Below are 22,699 nucleotides of genomic sequence, written 5' to 3' on the forward strand. Positions count from 1 at the left end.
GGCGATTCTTCTATGGTAGAATCGCCCCATAATCTTATTAAAATGCGGACAGCATGCTGCCCGCAAGTCTATTTTAAAGAGCATCATGAGCGAAATTATCTACGGTATTCATTCCGTTAAAGCCTTACTCGACAACGATCCGCAACGCTTTCTGGAAGTTTTCATCCTGAAAGGCCGTGACGACAAACGTCTGAAACCGCTGATCGACGAGCTGGAAGCCAGCGGCATTGTTATCCAGGTGGCGAGCCGCCAGTGGCTGGATGAGAAATCCGAAGGTGCCGTGCATCAGGGGATTATCGCCCGCGTGCGCGAAGGCCGTCAGTATCAGGAAAACGATCTGCCTGCGCTGCTGGAAAGCCTTGATTGCCCGTTCCTGCTGGTGCTGGATGGCGTAACCGATCCGCATAACCTCGGTGCCTGCCTGCGAACCGCTGATGCGGCTGGTGTTCATGCCGTAATCGTTCCGCGCGACCGTTCTGCAAAACTGAATGCGACAGCTAAAAAAGTCGCCAGCGGCGCGGCAGAAAATGTGCCGTTGATCAACGTGACCAATCTGGCCCGTACTTTACGCGTATTGCAGGAACATAACGTCTGGATCGTCGGCACGGCGGGCGAAGCGGATCATGACTTGTTCCAGAGCAAAATGACCGGCCCGATGGCGCTGGTGATGGGCGCAGAGGGCGAAGGTATGCGTCGTCTGACCCGCGAACATTGTGACGAACTGATTAGCATTCCGATGGCGGGCAGCGTGTCTTCCCTGAACGTATCCGTCGCGACCGGCGTTTGCCTGTTCGAGGCCGTACGCCAGCGTGGTCTGAAAAAAAGCTGATTTCAGTTTTCTGATTTCATGCCATAAAGCGGGAGCCTTCGGGCTCCCGTTTGCATTTCTGCCTTTGTGATCTGCGCGCCTGTTAATTCCCCGTTTTTTACCATACTGATACCTCATCCTTTTGAAAGGGAGCTGGCGATGAACTGGGAAACACACCGGGTGTTTAATCAGCCCAAGCCGCTGAGTAACAGCAACTTATTCCTCTCTGATACGCCGTTGCGCGAAGCCGTTTCACGCCAGCAGGCGGGCTGGGACAATGACGTTTTAGCCTCTTTAGGGCAACAACTGGGCTCCGCCGAATCGCTGGAACTCGGGCGGCTGGCAAATGCGAATCCGCCGGATCTTCTGCGCTATGACACCACCGGCGAAAGGCTTGATGATGTCCGCTTCCACCCTGCCTGGCACTTACTGATGCAGGGGCTGGTTGCCAACCGCGTGCACAATTTGCCGTGGCAGGAGGATGCGCGTATCGGTTCCGCCGTGGCGCGGGCGGCGCGATTCATCCTGCATGCGCAGGTCGAGGCCGGAACGCTTTGCCCGGTGACGATGACTTTCGGTTCAATTCCTCTTTTACAACAATATCTGCCTGCGGAATTTCGCAGCTGGCTGAAACCGCTGTTGTCTGACCGCTATGATCCACATTTGCAGCCCGGCGAACAGAAGAAAGGTGTGCTGATTGGTATGGGTATGACCGAAAAGCAGGGCGGTTCTGACGTGCTCAGCAACACGACGCGGGCAGTTGCGCTGGAAGGGCGTGGCAGCGGAAAACCGTATCATCTGACCGGCCACAAATGGTTTTTCTCGGTGCCGCAAAGCGATGCGCATCTTGTGCTGGCGCAGGCCGACGGTGGGCTTTCCTGCTTCTTTCTGCCACGGGTGCTGCCGGATGGCTCACGTAATGCCATCCACATTGAACGACTGAAAGACAAACTTGGTAACCGCTCGAACGCCAGCAGTGAAGTGGAGTTTCAGGATGCGACAGGCTGGCTGCTGGGCGAAGAAGGCGAAGGGATCCGCCATATCCTGAAAATGGGCGGACATACGCGTTTTGACTGCGCGCTGGGCAGCCACGCCATGATGCGCCGGGCTTTATCCGTAGCGTTGTATCACGCCTTCCAGCGGCAGGTTTTCGGCAAGCCGCTGATTCAACAGCCGCTGATGCGTCAGACGCTGAGCCGGATGGCCCTGCATCTGGAAGGGCAAACCATGCTACTGATGCGTCTGGGCGCTGCGACAGGTGCCCGCGATAATCCGGCTGAGCAGGTTTTGTGCCGCCTGCTGACGCCTGCTGCGAAGTTTGAAGTCTGTCGTCAGGGCATGCCTTTTGTGGCAGAAGCGATGGAGGCTTTAGGCGGGATCGGGTACTGCGAAGACAGCGAGTTACCGCGTTTGTATCGTGAAATGCCGGTGAACAGCATCTGGGAAGGCTCCGGGAACGTGATGTGTCTCGACGTGCTGAGAACCCTCAAAAAACTGCCTGCCAGCGGAGAAATGCTGCAACATCTGTTGCATCAGGCTCGCGGGCAAAACCGGATTTTTGACCGCGCTTCACGCCAGTTCCTGCAACGGCTGCGTTCACCGGAAGAAGCGCAGGGGCGCTGGCTGACCGGGCAAGTGTTTAACCTGCTGGCGGCCACGCAGATGCTGGAATTCGCATCGCCGCCCATGGCCGACGCGTGGTGCCGGATGGTGCTGGACTCGCGTGGAGACACGCTGCTGCCGGAGCGTCTGTGTCAGTTGTTGATCAATCGCGCAATCGGTGCTGAATAATTAGCGGTAAAGCGTGGCCTGAGAATACCAGCGGCCGGGCACAATGGTTTCGCTGTTAAACATGATGACGTAATAGTGCGCGCCCGCGGCATTGGCTTTGCGGCGGATTTCCGCTTCGACATCCATCGGGCTGCCAATGGCTTCGGCGGTAATGCTGCCGATTTTGGTCAGCGTTGATGTCTGGGCGCGGGTAATTTCCTGCGCTTTTGCCTTCGGCGCGGGGGGAGGAACGGGCGTTGTTTGCATGACGTTGCTGCAACCGCTGAGCGCAGCCAGCAACAGCAGCGCGGCGGAGATTCGGAGGGATTTCATCGTGATATCCGGTAAAAGGGCGATAGTCTGAGTGTAGCCCTTTCACCGGTGTGCTGGCGAGTCTGCGCGGTATTTATTGCCGCGCACGCACGTCTTATCTTTCGGAAATTTTAAACACGCTCACCAGTTGAGACAGGTGGCGCCCCTGTTCGCTGAGCGCCGCAGCGGTTTGGCGGGAATTTTCCACCAGTGTGGCGTTCTCCTGCGTCGCTTTACCAATCTGCATGATGGCAATATTGACCTGCGAAATCCCTGAAGACTGCTCGTGCGAAGCCACGTCAATGTCACTCATCAGTACTTTGACCTGACGGATCCCGGCAAGAATATCGCTCATATTGGCCTGCGTTTTGGCTGCGCTCTGATGGCCGTCTTCGACCTTGCTCAGGGAATCGGCGACCAGATTTTCAATCTCTTTCACTGCATTCGAACTGCGTTGTGCCAGCGCCCGGACTTCGGCGGCGACCACTGCAAATCCGCGCCCGTGTTCACCGGCTCTGGCGGCTTCCACGGCGGCGTTCAGCGCCAGAATGTTGGTCTGGAAAGCGATGCCTTCGATGACCGTGGTGATATCCGCGATGCGTGTTGAGGCATGTTTGATGGCTTCCATGCTTTCGACGGACTGATTCACCGCATCCACACCGACCGTGGCGGCTTTATCGGTTTGTTGCACCAGCTGCGTGGCCTGTGTGGCGTTGTCTGCGGTGTTCTGCACGGTGGCGGTAATTTGCTCCATACTGGCCGAGGTTTCTTCAAGACTGCTCGCCTGCGTGCCAATCTGCTGATTGATCTGATCGCTGTCGTGCGCCAGCCCGTGCGTACTGGTCATAATTTCAGAAGATACCTGGCGCACTTCGTCGACAATTTTCTCCAGACCGTGGCCGATACCGTCGATGGCGTGCATCAGAGCACCAATCTCATCGACGCGCTGCGTCTGCGCGCGGGCACGTAAATCACCGCTGGCATATTGCTGGGCAATCAGCACGGCGTCGCTGAGCGGGCGGCTGATCAGTTTTCGCGTCAGCCCGATAAAGAGCGCTGCGAACAACGCCAGCGCCAGAAGGCTGATCATCAGGAAGCGGTTACGCGTGCTGTTAACTTGTTCCATCAGACTGTCTTTGTCGGTACTGCCCACGACGACCCAATGCCACGCCGGGACATTCGCATAGACAATAAATTGCTGATGCTGGCTGGCCGGATCGGTGTACTCACGCTCTCCATGCGGTTGTGACATCACCTGCTGCAACTCGCCGTCCGGCCACGCCGGGGTTTTGCCTTCATCCGTGGAGTGCACCAGATACTTGCCGAGGTCTTTCCCCGGCGCGCTGTTGAGCACAAAGAAATAACCTTTCTCCCCGATGCGTTTGGATAAAATTTTGGAGCGCATATCCGCGTACTCCTGCGTGATATCCACACCGACGAACAAAATGCCAATCACGCTGCCCTGAGCGTCACGCACCGGCTGATATTTGGTGATGTATTTTTTGCCGAATAACGTCGCGAGGCCGCTGAAAGATTGTCCGGCCATAATCTGTGTATACGCCGGGCTGGTGTTGTCGAGCAGTGTCCCGATGGCACGGGTGCCATCCTGCTTTTTCAGCGAAGTCGTCACGCGGATAAAGTCGTCGCCGCGGCGGGCGAAAACCGTAGAGATCGCGCCGGTGCGTGCCAGAAAATCATCGGGGATCCGCGTATCAAGGTTCAGGGGATTGCCGCCTGCTTTAATGACGGGTGCAGACTCACTGCCGATCATCATCGGGCTGGCGGTATCCAGCTCGAAACTCTCCGGCAGAAAATGGCTGAACAGGCCCGTGTAGTTGTCCACTTCGGCATTCAGGCTGGCGTTATACATCTCAATCATGTCAACGACGCCGGTCACCTGTTCTGAAATGGCGTTAACGCCCAGTGTGTTGACCTGTCTGCCGGCAGAGTGTGTCAGTGACAAAGTGAAAATAATAAACAGGGTGCCGACCAGCAAAGAAGCGATGCTGGCCAGTTTTGCGCCAATGCTCCAGCGGCGAAATGCACGTTTTGATGCCGTTTTCATGGGGTTTTTCCATTTGCTTATGTAAGCGCACTAACGGCGGCAAACGGGAAAGGATTAATGCTCAAATGTAACCAGTTATTTCATTAAAAATTGATCTGAATCAATGAAATTATCCTCAATATGTGAATTTGAATTAGGTGGAAATGGCTGATTTTACTTTCACACGAGTAAATGGTTATAAATCATACGAAAAAGGTTGTGGCTGGCGGGTGGCAGGCCGGTAAAATGAAAAACAGACTGAAGCCAAACTCATTTGCCAGAAAGCGTAAAGGGAGTATCCGATGGTTGAGATGTACGAAGAAAATATTGACGGGATCCAGGTTATTCACGCCGTTCCTGCCGGGCAATATCAGCAGCAGCTCCCGACAATATTTTTCTATCACGGTTTTACCTCGTCGAAAGAAATTTACTCCTATTTTGGTTACACGCTGGCGAAGTCCGGTTTTCGCGTTATTTTGCCCGACGCCCGCCTTCATGGCGCACGCGCGGATGGCGATGAAGCCCGGCTGCTGGCGAATTTCTGGGGCATTTTGCAGGGCAACGTCGAAGAGTTGCCCGTGCTGAAAGATCACTTTGTCGGCAAAGGGCTGGCGAACCCTGAAAGATTGGGCGTCGGCGGCGTATCGATGGGCGGAATGACGACGATGGCCGCGCTGGTCAAATTCCCGTGGGTAAAAGTGGCGGCGAATCTGATGGGCTCCGGTTATTTTTCAAAATTATCGCACTCTCTTTTTCCGGCTTACGACACGCAAGACTCCGCGCAACGCGACGCGTTTGAACGCGAATTTTCACCGTTACTCAGCCTGGATTTCAGCGGAAAAGCGGCTTTAATAGCCGGTAAACCGTTGTTTGTCTGGCATGGCGAACAGGATGATGTCGTCCCGTTCGGCGAAAGTCAGCGCCTGTGGCAGGAACTCGCAGAGAATGGTGCGGATACGAACCTGACGTTCATTTCTGAAGCGGACGCAAAGCATAAAGTCTCGGTGAATGCGCTGGCGAAAAGTACGGCATTCTTCGCCGCAACGCTGTAGAGAAATTAATCTGCCTTTCTCCTTGAGTTTCCCACAGGCTGTACATATAATTGCGCGTCATTTTTTCGACCGCACAACAAACACGTTCCTTGCTTCCATGGGCCGCGGTTGACCCTGACAGGAGGCTGAATAATCCGTAAGGAGCAATTCGATGCGTCATTACGAAATCGTTTTTATGGTTCACCCTGACCAAAGCGAACAGGTTCCGGGCATGATCGAGCGTTACAGTGCAGTAATCACTAACGCTGCTGGTCAGATTCACCGTCTGGAAGACTGGGGCCGCCGTCAACTGGCTTACCCGATCAACAAACTGCACAAAGCTCACTACGTTCTGCTGAACGTTGAAGCTCCGCAGGAAGCGATCGATGAGCTGGAAACTAACTTCCGCTTCAACGACGCCGTTATCCGTAGCATGGTTATGCGTACTAAACACGCGGTAACTGAAGCATCTCCAATGGTTAAAGCAAAAGACGAACGTCGTGATCGCCGTGAAGACTTTGCTGAAGCTAACGATGATGCTGAAGCTGGGGATTCTGAAGAGTAATTGCCGTGACGGCGAATCGTCTGGTGTTGTCAGGCACTGTGTGCAAGACCCCCATTCGTAAAGTCAGTCCTTCGGGCATTCCTCACTGCCAGTTTGTGCTTGAGCACCGCTCGCAGCAGCAGGAAGCCGGATTTAGCCGACAAGCATGGTGCAGAATGCCCATCGTTGTCAGCGGACAAGCGTCACAAGCATTAACTCACAGTATAACGGTCGGCACGCAACTCACTGTTACCGGATTCATTAGTTGCCATCAAGGGCGCAATGGACTGAATAAAGTGGTGTTACATGCCGAGCAGATTGATTTGATAGATTCTGGAGACTAGCCTAATGGCACGTTATTTCCGTCGTCGCAAGTTCTGCCGTTTCACCGCGGAAGGCGTTGTAGAGATTGATTACAAAGACATCGCTACGCTGAAAAACTACATTACCGAAAGCGGTAAAATTGTCCCGAGCCGTATTACCGGTACTCGTGCAAAATACCAGCGTCAGCTCGCTCGTTGCATCAAGCGCGCACGCTACCTTTCTCTGTTGCCATACACTGATCGTCATCAGTAATCGGCAACTGTCAATTAACGACTCTGAGAGGATAAGGTAATGCAAGTTATTCTGCTTGATAAAGTAGCAAACCTGGGCAGCCTGGGTGATCAAGTTAACGTTAAAGCGGGCTACGCTCGTAACTTCCTGGTACCACAGGGCAAAGCTGTTCCTGCTACCAAGAAAAACGTTGAATTTTTCGAAGCACGCCGTGCAGAGCTGGAAGCTAAACTGGCTGACGTTCTGTCCGCTGCTGAAGCTCGCGCAACTAAAATCAACGAACTGGGTTCAGTAACCATCGCGTCTAAATCAGGCGACGAAGGCAAACTGTTCGGCTCTATCGGTACTCGCGATATCGCTGATGCAGTAACTGCTGCTGGTGTTGAAGTTGCTAAAAGCGAAGTTCGTTTGCCGAATGGCGTTCTGCGTACCACTGGTGAACACGAAGTTGAGTTCCAGGTACACAGCGACGTATTCGCTAAATTGAACGTAGTTGTGGTTGCTGAAGCGTAATAACGCTGCAGTTAACCTGTAAAACGCCGGCCTTGTGCCGGCGTTTTGCTTTTCTGCGTCCGGGAAAATACGCTTGCCTGAAAAGGCATTCATTCATGGAGCGATTCGATGGCAGACATTACTCTTCAGCGCGTTTACGATTTCCACGGTCCGGCACAGCAATATTGCTATCTGACGGATCGTTTATGGCCGCGGGGCATCAGCAAAGAAAGATTGCAGGGCGTTGTCTGGCTGAAAGAGGTGGCACCGGAAACTGAACTACGTCAGTGGTTTCATCATCATACCGATCAGTGGGACGCGTTCACCGCACGTTATCGTCAGCAGCTTGAAGCCAGTGAGCACTGGAAGGAATTGCTGGAGATAGTGCAGCAAGGCCATTCTCTGACCCTGCTGTTTGGCAGCAAAGACGTTCACCATAATCAGGCCGTCGTGCTGCGGGACTTTCTGTATGAAAAGCTGAACGCTTAACCGCCGCGCTGGAAACTGCCGTCCGGCTGACGCGTAAACGTCACCGTCACATTCTGATCTGTCGTCACCTGTAATGCGGTGACCACGCCCTGCGCATCACGCTGAATCTTCACCTGCTGACCCGTTTTGAGCGTGCTAAGCGGTTTATCAGCGCCTTCAACGCGCGCCATCGCGAAAACATCATTCACGGCCATATTATTATCGCGGAACAGCTGAGCCAGGGTCTGACCTGACTGAACCTGATAATTGCGCCAGGTGCTGGTGCTGTCGTTCACCTGCGGTTGTACCGGGTCCGGTTCCGCCATTTGCGTGGTCCGGCCCTGATCGTTACGCAAATCGGCCTGCATCGGAATGCTGGTCGGCTGCTGCGGTTGTGAAGGCGCGTAAGTATTTTCCGGCGTATAAGGCCAGAGCAGTGCCAGAAGGATCACCAGCATACTGATAATCATGCCACGGCGGTGAGCATAAGGCAGGGGCGACATCCAGTGGAAATCGTCGCTCATATGCCAGATTTTGCTGAGCAGCGTTTTGCTTTTCGTCACCGCAGAAGAAGCGCGACCGGTTTGCCCGACGTTTTCTTCCTCTTCGTTTTCAGTTTGCGCTGTCGTGTCTTGCATCGGCCTTTTCATAATGGCAATCCAGGATCTCAACATGGGTTGATAAATACGGACGGCTTTCCTTCTCCTGGGCGGGATTCTGCCCATGACAACCTCTCTTTTTCACTGTCGCAATTTCGACTGCCTGTTGCTGCCTAGTATAGCCGTTTAACTGCTTGATGCGGAAAGGGGCAAAGCATAAATATCACCCAAACGATGTGTTAAATAGCGGCAAATACGAAAAATTTATCGAAAAGTGGAAGGAACTGCGTCAGGCGTCAAGTTGCCTCACAGAGAATTTTACCCAAAAGCCTTGCACTGCTATGCTGCGCGTTCGACATTTTTAAGAGCTAAGGAAAATTCATGACTACCCCTTCATTTGACAGCGTAGAAGCGCAGGCAAGTTACGGTATCGGCCTGCAGGTCGGTCAACAGTTGCAGGAATCAGGTTTGCAGGGCTTAGAGCCTGACGCACTGCTGGCAGGCTTACGTGACGCGCTGGAAGGGAATACGCCAGCCGTTCCTGTTGATGTGGTTCACCGCGCACTGCGTGAAGTCCACGAACGTGCTGATGCTGTTCGTCGTGAACGTCAGGAAGCCCTGGCCGTTCAGGGTCAGGAATTCCTGGCTGCCAATGCACAGCGCGAAGGCGTAAGCAGCACCGAATCTGGTCTGCAATTCTCTGTGATTACTCAGGGCGAAGGCAATATCCCGGGTCGTCAGGACCGCGTACGTGTTCACTATACCGGTAAACTGATCGACGGCACTGTGTTCGACAGCTCCGTACAGCGTGGCGAGCCGGCTGAATTCCCGGTTAACGGCGTGATTGCTGGCTGGATTGAAGCACTGACTCTGATGCCTGTGGGTTCTAAATGGGAACTGTACATCCCTCATAACCTGGCTTACGGCGAACGTGGTGCGGGTGCTTCCATCCCTCCCTACAGCGCGCTGGTCTTTGAAGTTGAGCTGTTAGAAATTCTGTAATTCCTCGCGGAAACCAGAAACGAAAAGGGCGCATTTGCGCCCTTTTTCATCTTTGTCTTTTACGGACTGCCGCTTACGGAAAGCTGAATTATTCGCCGCGTAAAGCCCGTGGGAACAGCAGATTATTTTCCATATGGATATGTTCCATCAGGTCGGTAATGAACTCGTTAATCCCGGCGTACAGCGCACGCCAGGTGACACAGGCGCCTTCCGGCGGCGTCACGTTATTGGTCAGTCGTTTAATCTCTTCCAAAATATCGCCCGCATCATCATGCTCACGTTCCATCACTGAAATCGGACCGGCTGCCTGACGGCCCATTCCGCCGCGGATCATCGGGAACAGGATCTGTTCTTCTTTCATCATATGCTGAGTCAGTTCGTCGAGGATCAATTGCAGCTGGACCGCCAGACCGTGCGGGCAGGGCAGTTTGTCACCGTGAACGCGTTCGACTTTGTCCGCCATCAGCACCAGTTCCGGCAATTCCTGACGGTGACGATCGTGATAACGCGGAATAATGAAATCGATAATCTCCGCCAGTGGCGCGGTTTTCCAGTCGGTGGAAGTGTCCGGTTGTTGAGCAATTTCAGCAAGTTGCTGCTCAATCGCATCAATATCCAGTTCTTTTTTGGTTACGGCGCGCAGAAGCGTTTGTTTGCCACCACAGCAAAAATCCAGATCATAATGACGAAAAAGACGGGTTGCGCGCGGAATGGCAACGGCCAGAGCGCCAAGAGGTTGGTCGCGATAGTCCATGATGAAGCCTCGTTAAATGAAGGTGTCTATAACATGCATTATAAATACATGTTTAAGGCAGGGCTATAGCTCTAAGGAAGTACAGAAAGAAAAAACGCTCCCGGAGGAGCGTTGAGTCAAAGGCTATTTTTGCAAATCGACCTGATAAACCTCGAAGCCGATATCGTCCGTCCCTTTGGCGGTGACCGGATATTGTGCATGAGATTTTATGAAGGCCGCGGCTTTGTCGCCCGGGGATGTTTCGAAACGAATATCCAGCTGCTGCGGCGCTTTAATTGTTGCCAGCTTCCAGTTGTTGTCTGCCGTTGGCGTAACCGCACCGTGCTTTTTGGTTTCTGCGCTGATGTACGCGGCCACCACAGAACGGTTTTCATCCGGTGACGCGAAGGCAATATGTTTATCGCCGGTGCCCGCAAATTTTCCGCCGTACGCACGGTAGTTATTTGTGGCAACCAGGAAAGTCGCTTTCAGATCGATAGGCTTACCGTTAAACGTCAGGTTTTTAATGCGCTCAGCATCTTTGCTGATGAGCGTACATTCGCCGTCATATTTCGCCGGCTGGCTGATATCAATCTGATAATTCACGCCATCAATCACGTCGAAGTTATAGGTACGGAATCCGTCCCAGTTAATCAGCGACTGCGGCTTTGTGCTGTTCATATCAATCTGATTAAACTGCCCGGCAGAGCATTCCAGCCAGTCTTTCACTTCCTGTCCGGTGACTTTCATCACCACCAGCGTATTTGGATAAAGATACAAATCTGCGGCATTACGGAAAGTCAGTTCGCCTTTTTCCACTTCAACATAGCTGGCCGGATCGTTTTTACGCCCGCCCACTTTGAACGGTGCCGCAGCGGATAATACCGGCAGATTCGCTAAATCCGGATCGCCCTGAATGAAGTGTTCGGTATAGGCTTTTTGTGCATTGTTGACGATTTGCACTGTCGGATCGTCCTGTACCAGCGCCAGATAGCTATACATTTTATCGTTCGATTTGCCGATGGGCTTGCTGACAAATTCTCGTGTCGCGTCATGTGAAGGCGAGAGGACTTTCACCAGATCCTGATCTTCAGCGGCCAGCGATTTCTTCTGCGCTTTGTCATAAATCGGGCGCGCTTCTGCCTTTGCGGTTTCCACTTTCCAGCCGCCACCGTCGTTATTTAAGACCATATCGACTACGCCCAGATGGTCGCCCCACATGCCCGGCATCACTGCGGGAATGCCATTCAGCGTCCCCTGTTTTATGTCCGCGCCTTTGATATTGGCGAATTCTTCGCTCGGGAATACGGCGTGTGCGTGACCGAACATAATCGCGTCGATGCCTTTCACCTGGCTCAGATAATACACCGAGTTTTCGGCCAGGGTTTTGTACGGATCGCCGGACAGACCCGAATGGGGGATAGCGACAATGATGTCCGCGCCCTGTTTACGCATCTCCGGGATCCATTTTTTGGCGGTCTCTGTAATATCCTCAACGGTGACTTTGCCCTGCAAATTTGCTTTGTCCCAGACCATGATTTGCGGCGGAACAAAACCGATATAAGCGATACGCAGATTATGCGTTTTGCCGTCGCGATCTTTCACCGCGTTGTCGGTAATCAGGAAAGGTGTGAACAGCGGCTTGCCGGTTTTGTCGTCAATGACGTTGGCGTTTACGTACGGAAATTTCGCCCCGGCCAGCGCTTTTTTCAGGTAATCCAGGCCGTAGTTAAACTCGTGATTCCCCAGATTACCGACTGCGTAATCCAGCGTGTTCATGGCCAGATAAACGGGATGAACATCGCCCTGTTTCAGCCCTTTTGCTGCCATGTAGTCGCCCAGCGGGCTGCCCTGAATGATGTCGCCGTTATCGATTAACACGGAGTTCGTCACTTCGTTTCGCGCGGCGTGGATCAGGCTGGCGGTGCGCACCAGTCCAAATTTGTCCGTCGGTTTATCTTTGTAGTAATCGAAGTCCATCATGTTGCTGTGCAGGTCCGTGGTTTCCATGATGCGCAGATCCACCTGTGCCGCGCCCGCAGATGTTGCGACCAGCGTAGCCAACAGGGATAACGTCAGATGACGCTTATTCATTGCCTTGCCTCCAGAGAACGGGCGACGCCCGGAAAAAAAACCGGATATGTATCTCAAAATTTGCTGAGAATGTAATCAGTTGTCATAAATAAATGTGAGTTGTAACAACTTTATGACGCCTTAAAACCGTCAATACGCAGGCCCGGTAACATTACGGGATGGCTATTCACGGTAAAAAAAACTAGGCTTGAGAAATGAGAATCAAAGCATTGAGGTAAAAGATGTTAGAGCAAATTTGTCAGTTAGCGCGCGAGGCGGGCGACGCCATTATGGCAGTCTATGATGGCGAGCAGCCGCTCGATGCGCGTCATAAAAAAGATGATTCACCGGTCACGGCGGCTGACATTGCGGCGCATAACGTGATTAAGGCCGGTTTGCAAAAATTGGATCCGCAAACGCCGATGTTGTCGGAAGAGGATCCGCAAAGCTGGAGCGAGCGTCAGACATGGACGCGTTACTGGCTGGTCGATCCGCTGGACGGCACCAAAGAATTTCTGAAGCGTAACGGTGAATTCACTGTGAATATCGCGCTGATCGAAGACGGTGTTCCGGTGTTGGGTGTGGTGTATGTGCCGGTGACCCAAGTGATGTACAGCGCAGCCGAAGGTAAGGCGTGGAAGGAAGATCAAGGCGAGCGCCAGCAGATTCAGGTGCTCGAAGCGCATCCGCCGCTGGTGGTTGTGAGTCGCTCACATTTCAGTAATGACCCGGAATTGCAGGATTATCTGGCGCAGCTGGGCGAACATCAGACCGTGGCTATCGGCTCATCGCTGAAATTCTGTTTGGTGGCTGAGGGTTCTGCGCAGCTTTATCCACGCTTCGGGCCGACCAATATCTGGGATACTGGCGCCGGACACGCCGTGGCGCTGGCCGCCGGTGCGCAGGTGCATGACTGGAAAGGACAGACACTGACGTATACACCGCGTGAGTCTTTCCTGAATCCGGGCTTCCGGGTTTCTCTCTTCTGATATTAAAACCCCGGTTTCACGCCGGGGTTTCTTCATTACTCTTTCACCAGCTGAGCCACCAGCGTAATCACCTGCTGCACTTCCTGCGGTGTCAGTTGCCCGTCTTTGACAAATTTAATCACGCCGTTTTTATCCAGAACGACGACCGCTGAACTTTCCGGTTGCAGTTCCCATGCTTTTTTCACCACTCCGTTGCTGTCGACAATCACCTGTGACCACGGGAATTCCCGCTTGCCGCTTTCAATGCTTTTACGCACGAACAGGCCTGTGCCGATGATGGCGTCGTCAGTGTTAACGAGAGTGGTGGTCTGGTAACGATCATGCGGCAAATTTGCGGCGCGGATAGCGGTGATCAGCGGTTCATTGAGCGCTTTGGCACTGCTTCTGCCCGCCATGTGCTGCACGATGCGGACTTTGCCCGGCAATTTCGCGCTGTTCCATTTGCTGTAGCTGAACTGGTCATTGACGTCGTTGAGCTCGCCTTTATCGTCTACGCCGACGGGAGCCACGCGCTGTCCGATCGTGAGATTATGGGCAGAGGCAAAAAGCGAAAATGTCATAAAAGTGATCACTAAAAGACTTCTTAAAAGCATAGATTCTCCGGGGCGCAAAAGAACGGTCCACTCCATCATAGGGTCGCCCAAGTGGTCTGTCCTGTTGGGTTGTTAAATTTGTGTTGCAGGTTACAAAATTGCCACATAAAGCAGGGTTATACTGCCATTTAGCGTCAAGACTTAAGACAATACTGAAAAGCAATGTAAAAGCAGTTAAATATACTGGAAATACCTGACTGCCCTGCTATGTTATAGGTCTCTTCACTGCAATCGACCTTTTTCTGCCCCAGTATCTGTCGCCTTGCGACGTGGCTGATGCATGCAGTGATTTAACGGAGAAAAGTAGAAAAATGAGAATCTTCCAGCGTTACAATCCGATGAAAGTCGCAAAGTACGTCAAGACACTGTTTCGTGGGCGTTTGTATATTAAAGACGTCGGCGCGTTCGAGTTTGACCAAGGCAAAATTCTGTTGCCAAAGGTCCGGGATAAGCGCCATTTCAGCGTGATGTCTGAAGTTAACCGCCAGGTGACGCACCTGCAGGCGGAAATGGGCTGACAGCCCTGCGCGTTGTCGCTGCCGCTTTTTACGAGCAGCTTGCGCAAACAACAACGGCCCCTTTTGGGGCCGTTTGTCTTTTCAGAAAACGCAGAATGAATGACGTTACGCCTGTGCTTTCTTCTCGTCTTTAATTTCCTGCGGCGTTTTTGGCAGCAGCGGAGCAGCAGGCTGATCGACAATCCGGGTCACCAGCAGCTGATCGATTTTGTAGCTGTCGATATCCACGACTTCAAATTTATAGCCGGCGAATTTCACAAAATCCGTACGCTTTGGAATTTTACGCAACATAAACATCATGAAGCCGCCGATGGTTTCATAGTTGCCGGACTGCGGGAATTCTTCGATATGCAGCACGCGCATGACATCTTCAATCGGCGTACCGCCTTCAATCAGCCATGAATGCTCGTCACGGGCCACAATCTGTTCTTCCATGCCCTGACCGACAAGGTCGCCCATCAGCGTCGTCATCACATCATTGAGGGTGATAATGCCCACCACCAGCGCGTATTCGTTGAGGATCACCGCGAAATCTTCACCCGCCGCTTTGAAACTTTCCAGCGCTTCGGAAAGCGTCAGGGTATCCGGCACAATCAGTGCATTACGGATTTGCACGCCGCTGCTCAGCATCAGGCTCTGATTGCCCAGCACGCGGTTCAGTAAATCTTTGGAGTCGACGTAGCCGACGACCTGATCAATATGACCATCGCAGACCAGGAATTTGGAATGCGGATGCGTGGCGATTTTCTCTTTAATACTTTCTTCACTTTCGCGCAGGTCAAAATAGATTACGCTTTCACGCGAGGTCATGGACGACGGAACGGTACGCGATTCGAGTTCAAACACGTTTTCAATCAGCTCATGTTCCTGTTTACGCAGCACGCCCGCCAGCGCACCCGCTTCAAACACCGCATAAATGTCGTCAGTCGTAATGTCGTCATTACGCACCATCGGCAGTTTAAACAGACGGAAAATCATGTTCGCCATGCCGTTAAAGAACCAGACCATCGGGCGGCAAATCATCAGACAGAAACGCATCGGGTTGACTATACGGACGGCAACCGACTCAGGTGAAATCATACCGATGCGCTTCGGTGTAAGGTCAGCAAACAGAATAAACAGGCTGGTGACCAGTGCGAATGAGCAGATGAAACTGATTTGATCCGCCAGTTCAGGCGACATAAAGCGAACAAAGAAGGTCTGGAAAGCGGGGGAGAACGCGGCATCGCCGACGATACCACCGAGGATGGCGACGGCATTCAGGCCGATCTGAACTACCGTAAAGAACAGGCCAGGGGTTTCCTGTAATTTCATTACGCGTGCGGCATTGACGTCTCCTTCGTCTGCCAACTGTTTGAGTTTGATTTTGCGGGAAGCCGCCAGCGATATCTCTGACAGCGAGAAAAATGCACTGATCGCGATGAGTAAAAGAATCAGTAAAATACTGTTTAACATAATCTATCCGTTTAACACCGGGGTAAACCGGCAGGGAAAGGCTCTCATTATTTTTGTTGCTTAAAAGAACATCTTTTTAAATGAAGCCGTAAAAAGCAGTTCATAAGAAAAAGCGTAAGGATGAAAAACAAAGATAATTGCCAGAAATAGTTTTAAAGGGCCACATTTGTGACCCGCATAGTATAGCAGCAGCACTGAGACTGCCGCCAGCGCTTAAAAATCCCGCATTATTGCGGCGGTAAACAGACGCCGATGCCGCCTAATCCGCAATAGCCTTCCGGGTTTTTATACAGATATTGCTGATGATCGTCTTCTGCATAATAAAACGGCAGGGCTTCGGCAATTTCCGTGGTGATGGTGCGCTTATCGTTCGCGTCATCCATCGCCTGCTGGAAGCTCGCCAGACTGGCCAGCGCCTGATCCTGCTGGTCTGCGCTCAGCACATACAATGCAGAGCGATATTGTGTCCCGATATCGCCGCCCTGACGCATTCCCTGAGCCGGATCGTGATTTTCCCAGAAAATTTGCAGCAACTTCGTGTAGCTGATAACCGCCGGATCAAAAACCACGCGGACAACTTCGGCGTGGCCGGTCTGGCCGGTACACACTTCGCGGTAAGTCGGGTTCGGTGTGAAACCGCCGCTGTAACCGGAGGCTGTGCTGTAAACCCCATCCTGCTGCCAGAATAAACGCTCAACGCCCCAGAAACAGCCCATCGCAAAGATGGCGACTTCCATATTATCAGGCACATGCGTCATTGAATGACCGTTTACTGCGTGAATCGTTGCAACCGGCATCGGGGTTGTACGGCCAGGTAACGCATCCTCATGACTGACGGGCTGCGCTTTATCGGAAAGTTGCACCACGGAAAACTCCAGTTGTTGCTTTAATGAACAAGGTTTGTAACAAAAGGTCTGAGTGAATATCAGTGACCAACAGGCCACTCTTAGTTGTATCTGATTGCGTCTTTGCACACAATACGGGGAACGTTGCTTCGTCGTTGAACATTTTCAGGGGATTAGCACTAAAATGCTGTCATCTGACTTTGGAAAGATGAATCTGCCAGAAACGAGCAGAACTACCCCGACGGGTAACGAATTTTTTAACAGGAAAGCAAAATTAGCAGGAGTGCGTGTGCCACGATATCGTGAACTGGGTTTGTTATGTGTACTGCTGGCCCCCTCACTCTCCATGGCAGCGAAAGTGCGTTTGCAGCTGGAAGGCCTGGATGGCGATTTGGAAAGGAACGTTCGCGTTCGCTTATCTTCGATTCAAAGTGACGAAGTCGGGGCTAACGGGCGGTTTCGCGCACGTGTCAGCGCCGCCATTGAGCAGGGGTTGCGGCCATTAGGCTATTATTCGCCAACAATCGATTTCGATTACCGCGAAACCCCTCCGCCGGGCCGCCCGGTATTGATTGCCAAAGTGACACCGGGTACGCCGGTAAAAATCGCTGGCACGAATGTCGTCATTGAAGGGCAGGCAGCCAAAGATGATGAGTTTGAGAAACTGAAGAAAGAGCAGGTTCCTGCGGTAGGCACCATTCTGAACCACGGCACCTACGACAGTTTTAAAAGTTCTCTGACCGGCGAGGCCGTGCGCAAAGGGTACTTCGATGCCAATATGCGCAAAAGCCAGCTTGGCGTGATTGAAGATGAACACAAAGCGTTCTGGGATATCCAGTTCGACAGCGGTGACCGCTATCGCTTTGGCGGCGTTCATTATCAGGGCTCGCAAATCCGCGATGAATATCTGCAAAATCTGGTGCCATTTAAGCCGGGGGATTATTACACGTCTGCGCAACTGGCCGAGCTTAACCGCCGCCTGTCCGCTACCGGCTGGTTTAACTCAGTCGTTGTGTCACCAGATTTTACTGATGCCAAAGCCACAAAAACGCTGCCGCTGAATGCGCTGGTGTCACCGCGTACCGAAAATACGATTGAAACCGGTGTTGGCTTTTCCACGGATATCGGTCCGCGTCTGACGGCTAACTGGAAAAAACCGTGGGTTAACGATCGCGGTCAGAGCTTTGAAACCTCCACGACGCTTTCCGGCCCTGAACAGTCGCTGGATCTCAGCTATAAAATCCCGCTGCTGAAATCTCCGCTCGAACAGTATTACCTGGTTCAGGGCGGCTTCAAACGTGAAGACCTGAACGACACCAACTCCGATTCCACCACGGTGAATCTGGCCCGTTACTGGGATTTGTCCAGCGGCTGGCAGCACGCGGTTAACCTGCGCTGGAGCCTCGACCACTTTACCCAAGGTAGCGTCACCAACACGACGATGCTGATTTATCCGGGTGTGAGCCTGAACCGCACGCGTCAGCGCGGCGGACTAATGCCCACCTGGGGCGATTCCCAACGTTACTCTCTGGATGTCTCTGATACCACCTGGGGCTCGGATGTCGATTTCGCCGTGATTCAGGCGCAGAACGTCTGGATCCGCACGCTTGCTGAAAAACATCGCTTTGTTTTCCGCGGCAATCTGGGCTGGATTGAAACCAACGACTTCGAGCGCGTGCCGCCATCTCTGCGATTCTTCGCCGGTGGCGACCGCAGCATTCGCGGTTACAAATATAAATCTATTTCCCCGCGTGACGATGACGGCAAACTGACGGGCGCCTCGTATCTGGGCACCGGTTCGGTGGAATATCAGTACAACGTGACCGGAAAATGGTGGGGCGCGGTGTTTGTCGATTCCGGTGAAGCGGTGAACGACATTACGCAAAATGATTTCAAAACCGGTGCGGGCGTAGGCGTGCGCTGGGCTTCACCGATCGGCCCGGTGAAATTAGACGTTGCCGCTCCCGTTGGCGACAAAGATGAGCATGGATTGCAGTTCTACATCGGTTTAGGTCCGGAATTATGAGTTTATTTAAGAAAATCTGCCTGGGTTTCCTGATCTTCCTGCTGCTGATCATCAGTCTGGTGGCGTTTTTAGTCGGTACGCAAACCGGTCTGCATCTGATGATCAACGGCGCGAACCGCTTCGTGCCGGGGCTGAATATTGCCAGCACGGAAGGCGGATGGCGCGATCTGACCCTTAAAGGCGTGCATTACGAAATGCCGGGCGTTGACGTGAAAGCGGGAGAATTTCATCTTTCGCTCGATTTTTCGTGCCTGAAAAACAGCGCGCTGTGCGTTAACGCGCTCCGCGTTAAAGACGTTAATGTGGTGGTGAACACCAAAGAAATGACGCCGGCGGCAGAGCAACCTCAGCCAGAGAACAGCGAGCCGCTGACCAATCTCAGCACGCCTTATCCGATTACGCTGCGCGTGCTGACGCTGGACAATATCAACGTGACGCTCGATGACCGGGCGATTTCTCTGGCGTCATTCCGCACCGGCGCGCACTGGGAAGGGCGGGCGATTCAGCTGATGCCAACGCACATCGGCGGATTGCTGATTGCCTTGCCGAAAACGCCGGTCAATTCGTTACCAGAAGTTGTTCAGGCGGCCCAGGACAAAGCGGTCGAAAAGGCCACCGGAAAACCGGTAGAACCGGCCGTTGTGGTACCTGAAAAACCATTGGGTGAAACCTTACAGGAGCTGTTTGCCAAACCGCTGCTGCCTGAATTACCGGATTTCCGTCTGCCGGTTGATCTGGATATTCAGCAAATTCTCGGTGAAAACCTGCGTCTGACCGGTGACACCGATGTGCTCATCAACCGTTTTGAACTGAAAGCCAGTACGCAAAATCAGATCGTTAAGCTCGATAAATTGCAGGTGCGTTCGCCACAGGGTTCGCTGGACGGCATCGGGCAGGCAACGCTGAATCAAAACTGGCCGGTGAACATGACAGTTAACACCGCCGTGAATCTCGAACCGCTTAAAGGCGAGAAGATCAAACTTAAAATCGCCGGGGGCCTGCGCGACAAGCTCGATGTGGGACTGAACCTTTCCGGCCCGGTACGTGCTCAGCTGGCATTGCAGACTCAGCTGGCGGAAGCCGGACTGCCGCTGGATTTGAAACTCAGCAGCGATGCGTTGCAGTGGCCACTGACCGGCACCCCGCAGTATCAGGTGAAAGGCTTCAAAATGAATTTCAGCGGAAAAGCGACGGATTATGCGCTTTCGCTGCGTTCTGATTTCAAAGGCGATCAGATCCCGCCCGCCACACTGACCGTTGACGGTAAAGGCAATGTAGAGCAATTCAAACTCACGTTGCTTCGTCTGGCCGCGCTGGAAGGGAATACGGATCTGACCGGCGTGGTCGACTGGAGCAAAGCGATCAGCTGGAACAGCGAACTGAAACTGACGGGGATTAACACCGCCAGACAGTGGCCGGACTGGCCTGCGAAGTTGCAGGGTAAAATTACCACGCGCGGCAGCCTGTATGGCGGCACGTGGCAGATGCAGGTCCCGGTGCTGGATCTGACCGGTAACGTCAAAAAAAACGCGGTCAAAGCGCAGGGCAACGTGCGCGGAAACAGCTACGGCCAGTGGGATATCCCGCAGCTACACCTTGAACTGGGTCGTAATAATCTGGATGTTAAAGGTAAGCTCAGCGACACCTGGAATCTGGATGCCAAAGTGGATGCGCCGCATCTTGATGGCGCATTGCCGGGGCTGGGCGGCGTGATGAAAGGGATGCTGCAACTGCGCGGTGATCTGAAAGCGCCGAAGTTGCTGGCCGATCTGACTGCCACCGGCCTGAAATGGCAGGCGCTGACGGTGCGTCGCGTGGATGTGAAGGGTGACGTCAGCTCCACCGATCAGATTCAGGGCAATCTTGCTGTGCGCGTCCAGCAACTTAAGCAGGATGCGCTGGATATTTCGGATATCAATCTGGATGCTAAAGGCAATGAAAAGCAGCATCAGTTGACGCTGAAAATTGAGGGTAAACCGGTGTCGGGGCGTCTGGCGTTGACCGGCAGTTTTGACCGTGCAACCGAAGAATGGAAAGGCAATATCAACAATACGTCGTTTGATACGCCGGTCGGGCAATGGCGTCTAAACCGTTCTATTGCGCTGGATTATTTCAATAAAGAGCAGCGGGTCACCGTCGGGCCGCACTGCTGGCAGAATCCGAACGCGGATTTATGCGTGCCGAAAACTATTGATGCCGGTGCCAGCGGGCAGGCCAGCGTGGTGCTGAATCGCTTTGATCTGGCGATGATCAAACCTTTCCTCACTGACGATACGCAACTGAGCGGGACGTTCAGCGGGAAAGCCGACGTGAGCTGGAAAGCCGAAGGTGGTCTGCCGCAGGCCAGCGTTTCGCTGGTGGGTAAAGGCGTGAAAGTGCAGCAACTGGTGCAGGGAAATCCGCTGCCGGTAGCGTTCGATACGCTGAACCTGAATGCCGGGCTGAACAATGGCCGGGCAAATCTCGACTGGTTGATCAAAATTACCCACAACGGTCAGCTCGACGGCAATATCCAGATCGCCGATCCGCAAGGGAAACGTAATCTCAGCGGGAACGTGAATATCGCCCGTGTTTCTATGGCATTGCTGCAACCCGCACTGATGGATGGCGAGAAAGCTTCCGGTATCCTGAATGCGAATCTGCGGTTGGGCGGTGATGCGCAAAAACCGCAGGTCTTCGGCAAACTGGCGCTGACTGGCGTCGATTTCGACGGGCAATTTATGCCGTTTGATATCACGGATGCCAATATCAACATCAACTTCAACGGCATGTCGTCGATTATGGAAGGCGTCATCAAAACCGCTCAGGGCCAGCTGGAGTTGAATGGTAACGCTGACTGGAGTGAAATCAACGCGTGGCGCGCCCGTATTGCCGCGCGCGGGAATAAAGTCCGCGTTTCCGTGCCGCCGATGGTGCGGCTGGACGTTTCGCCGGATCTGGTATTTGACGCCACGCCGCAATTGTTCTCCCTCAACGGCACCGTCGATATTCCGTGGGCACGCATAACCGTTCAGGAACTGCCGGAAAGCGCCGTGGGCGTATCGTCGGATGAAGTGATGCTTAACGATCAGCGTCAGCCGATCGCACCGGTTTCGGCTTCGATTCCTATCAACAGCAATCTGATGGTCAATATCGGACCGGATGTGCGTCTGGACGCGTTTGGTCTGAAAGCCCGCCTCGAAGGTGCGCTGAAAGTCGCGCAGGATAGTCGCGGGTTGGGTCTGAACGGGCAAATCAATATTCCGTCCGGGCGTTTCCATGCGTACGGTCAGGATTTAATTGTGCGCAAAGGACAGCTGTTATTCTCCGGCCCGGCGGACCAGCCACTGCTGAATCTGGAAGCCATCCGTAACCCTGAAGCGACAGAAAATGACGTTGTGGCCGGATTACGCGTTACCGGCGAGGCCGATGCACCTAAACTTGAAATATTCTCAGATCCGGCGATGTCGCAGCAGGAAGCCTTGTCCTACCTGCTTCGCGGGCAAGGACTAGACAATTCTGGTGGTGACAGCGGTGCAATGACCTCAGCTCTTATCGGGTTAGGGGTTGCACAAAGTGGTAAACTTGTGGGTAAAATCGGCGAAGCGTTTGGCGTCAGCAATCTGGCGCTGGATACTCAGGGCGTGGGAGACAGTTCTCAGGTCGTGGTCAGTGGCTATGTTTTACCAGGTTTACAGGTGAAATATGGTGTCGGAATATTCGACTCGTTGGCAACCCTGACATTGCGCTATCGGTTGATGCCGAAGCTTTACCTGCAGGCTGTATCGGGCATCGATCAGGCATTGGATTTGCTCTATCAGTTTGAGTTTTAATTCATGTGACTTTTACTATACGAATATAAA

21 protein-coding genes are annotated in these 22,699 nt (G+C 53.1%); 13 read left to right on the top strand and 8 right to left on the bottom strand.

What is annotated here, in order from left to right; all coding sequences use genetic code 11:
- The first annotated feature begins 85 nt into the window (after positions 1-85).
- A complete protein-coding gene (gene rlmB / locus ACLBVC_RS08065) occupies positions 86-829 on the top strand; it encodes a 23S rRNA (guanosine(2251)-2'-O)-methyltransferase RlmB (RefSeq protein ID WP_014411562.1) in 744 nt (247 codons plus the stop codon).
- Positions 830-967: 138 nt separating this feature from the next.
- A complete protein-coding gene (locus tag ACLBVC_RS08070) occupies positions 968-2,599 on the top strand; it encodes an isovaleryl-CoA dehydrogenase (RefSeq protein ID WP_410149188.1) in 1,632 nt (543 codons plus the stop codon).
- Here the strand turns inward: ACLBVC_RS08070 and bsmA are convergent, their stop codons facing one another.
- Together bsmA and ACLBVC_RS08080 are read right to left on the bottom strand one after the other, a co-directional pair.
- Complete coding sequence (bsmA, locus tag ACLBVC_RS08075; RefSeq protein WP_410149189.1) at positions 2,600-2,911, bottom strand: biofilm peroxide resistance protein BsmA; 312 nt, start codon at positions 2,909-2,911, stop codon at positions 2,600-2,602. It abuts the gene before it with no gap.
- Between the two features lie 94 nt (positions 2,912-3,005).
- Positions 3,006-4,955 (bottom strand): methyl-accepting chemotaxis protein, encoded by a 1,950-nt coding sequence (locus ACLBVC_RS08080; RefSeq protein WP_410149190.1) that lies wholly within the window; start codon positions 4,953-4,955, stop codon positions 3,006-3,008.
- A gap of 281 nt (positions 4,956-5,236) precedes the next feature.
- Here ACLBVC_RS08080 and yjfP point away from each other — a divergent pair, with 281 nt between their 5' ends.
- From yjfP to ACLBVC_RS08110, 6 genes are all read left to right on the top strand, one after another.
- Positions 5,237-5,986, top strand: coding sequence for an esterase (yjfP, locus tag ACLBVC_RS08085; protein ID WP_410149191.1), 750 nt, complete (start codon positions 5,237-5,239; stop codon positions 5,984-5,986).
- 151 nt (positions 5,987-6,137) lie between these two features.
- Positions 6,138-6,530, top strand: a complete 393-nt coding sequence (gene rpsF / locus ACLBVC_RS08090) for a 30S ribosomal protein S6 (RefSeq protein ID WP_013573776.1) — start codon at positions 6,138-6,140, stop codon at positions 6,528-6,530.
- 5 nt (positions 6,531-6,535) lie between these two features.
- Positions 6,536-6,853 (top strand): primosomal replication protein N, encoded by a 318-nt coding sequence (priB, locus tag ACLBVC_RS08095; RefSeq protein WP_101078289.1) that lies wholly within the window; start codon positions 6,536-6,538, stop codon positions 6,851-6,853.
- 4 nt (positions 6,854-6,857) lie between these two features.
- On the top strand, positions 6,858-7,085 hold the full coding sequence (gene rpsR, locus ACLBVC_RS08100) for a 30S ribosomal protein S18 (protein WP_002210155.1): 228 nt from the start codon (positions 6,858-6,860) through the stop codon (positions 7,083-7,085).
- Positions 7,086-7,124: 39 nt separating this feature from the next.
- Positions 7,125-7,577 carry a 50S ribosomal protein L9 gene (rplI, locus tag ACLBVC_RS08105; RefSeq protein ID WP_129954277.1) on the top strand — a complete coding sequence of 151 codons (453 nt, stop codon included), beginning with the start codon at positions 7,125-7,127 and terminating at the stop codon, positions 7,575-7,577.
- A gap of 108 nt (positions 7,578-7,685) precedes the next feature.
- Entirely contained in the window at positions 7,686-8,045 is a 360-nt protein-coding gene (locus ACLBVC_RS08110; protein WP_410149192.1) for a DUF488 domain-containing protein, read from the top strand.
- On the opposite strand, the gene ACLBVC_RS08115 is transcribed toward ACLBVC_RS08110, so the two are convergent.
- A complete protein-coding gene (locus tag ACLBVC_RS08115; protein ID WP_410149193.1) occupies positions 8,042-8,749 on the bottom strand; it encodes an OapA family protein in 708 nt (235 codons plus the stop codon). The two genes, ACLBVC_RS08110 and ACLBVC_RS08115, sit on opposite strands and share 4 nt — an antisense overlap.
- A 255-nt stretch (positions 8,750-9,004) precedes the next feature.
- Between ACLBVC_RS08115 and fklB the strand changes: the two genes are divergently transcribed.
- Positions 9,005-9,625 carry an FKBP-type peptidyl-prolyl cis-trans isomerase gene (fklB, locus tag ACLBVC_RS08120; RefSeq protein WP_410149194.1) on the top strand — a complete coding sequence of 207 codons (621 nt, stop codon included), beginning with the start codon at positions 9,005-9,007 and terminating at the stop codon, positions 9,623-9,625.
- Positions 9,626-9,713: 88 nt separating this feature from the next.
- On the opposite strand, the gene ytfE is transcribed toward fklB, so the two are convergent.
- Both ytfE and ACLBVC_RS08130 read right to left on the bottom strand, forming a co-directional pair.
- Positions 9,714-10,379 carry an iron-sulfur cluster repair protein YtfE gene (gene ytfE, locus ACLBVC_RS08125; RefSeq protein WP_410149195.1) on the bottom strand — a complete coding sequence of 222 codons (666 nt, stop codon included), beginning with the start codon at positions 10,377-10,379 and terminating at the stop codon, positions 9,714-9,716.
- A 123-nt stretch (positions 10,380-10,502) separates the two neighbouring features.
- Positions 10,503-12,452, bottom strand: coding sequence for a bifunctional 2',3'-cyclic-nucleotide 2'-phosphodiesterase/3'-nucleotidase (locus ACLBVC_RS08130; protein ID WP_410149196.1), 1,950 nt, complete (start codon positions 12,450-12,452; stop codon positions 10,503-10,505).
- A gap of 221 nt (positions 12,453-12,673) precedes the next feature.
- Here ACLBVC_RS08130 and cysQ point away from each other — a divergent pair, with 221 nt between their 5' ends.
- On the top strand, positions 12,674-13,420 hold the full coding sequence (gene cysQ, locus ACLBVC_RS08135; RefSeq protein ID WP_410149197.1) for a 3'(2'),5'-bisphosphate nucleotidase CysQ: 747 nt from the start codon (positions 12,674-12,676) through the stop codon (positions 13,418-13,420).
- A gap of 35 nt (positions 13,421-13,455) precedes the next feature.
- Here the strand turns inward: cysQ and ACLBVC_RS08140 are convergent, their stop codons facing one another.
- On the bottom strand, positions 13,456-14,013 hold the full coding sequence (locus ACLBVC_RS08140; RefSeq protein ID WP_410149198.1) for a YtfJ family protein: 558 nt from the start codon (positions 14,011-14,013) through the stop codon (positions 13,456-13,458).
- Positions 14,014-14,324: 311 nt separating this feature from the next.
- Here ACLBVC_RS08140 and ACLBVC_RS08145 point away from each other — a divergent pair, with 311 nt between their 5' ends.
- Complete coding sequence (locus tag ACLBVC_RS08145; RefSeq protein WP_013573785.1) at positions 14,325-14,531, top strand: DUF1107 domain-containing protein; 207 nt, start codon at positions 14,325-14,327, stop codon at positions 14,529-14,531.
- A gap of 105 nt (positions 14,532-14,636) precedes the next feature.
- Here the strand turns inward: ACLBVC_RS08145 and ACLBVC_RS08150 are convergent, their stop codons facing one another.
- Complete coding sequence (locus ACLBVC_RS08150) at positions 14,637-15,986, bottom strand: polyamine export protein PaeA (RefSeq protein ID WP_410149199.1); 1,350 nt, start codon at positions 15,984-15,986, stop codon at positions 14,637-14,639.
- 227 nt (positions 15,987-16,213) lie between these two features.
- Positions 16,214-16,852: a peptide-methionine (S)-S-oxide reductase MsrA gene (gene msrA, locus ACLBVC_RS08155; RefSeq protein WP_410149200.1), complete on the bottom strand. Its 639-nt coding sequence runs from the start codon at positions 16,850-16,852 to the stop codon at positions 16,214-16,216.
- A gap of 325 nt (positions 16,853-17,177) precedes the next feature.
- Here msrA and tamA point away from each other — a divergent pair, with 325 nt between their 5' ends.
- Together tamA and tamB are read left to right on the top strand one after the other, a co-directional pair.
- Complete coding sequence (gene tamA / locus ACLBVC_RS08160) at positions 17,178-18,857, top strand: autotransporter assembly complex protein TamA (RefSeq protein WP_229893307.1); 1,680 nt, start codon at positions 17,178-17,180, stop codon at positions 18,855-18,857.
- Positions 18,854-22,669 carry an autotransporter assembly complex protein TamB gene (gene tamB, locus ACLBVC_RS08165; RefSeq protein ID WP_410149201.1) on the top strand — a complete coding sequence of 1,272 codons (3,816 nt, stop codon included), beginning with the start codon at positions 18,854-18,856 and terminating at the stop codon, positions 22,667-22,669. Before tamA ends, tamB begins: the two co-directional genes overlap by 4 nt.
- Positions 22,670-22,699 lie beyond the last annotated feature (30 nt).

It is taken from the genome of Rahnella selenatireducens (assembly GCF_046449555.1).
GTDB lineage: Bacteria > Pseudomonadota > Gammaproteobacteria > Enterobacterales > Enterobacteriaceae > Rahnella > Rahnella selenatireducens.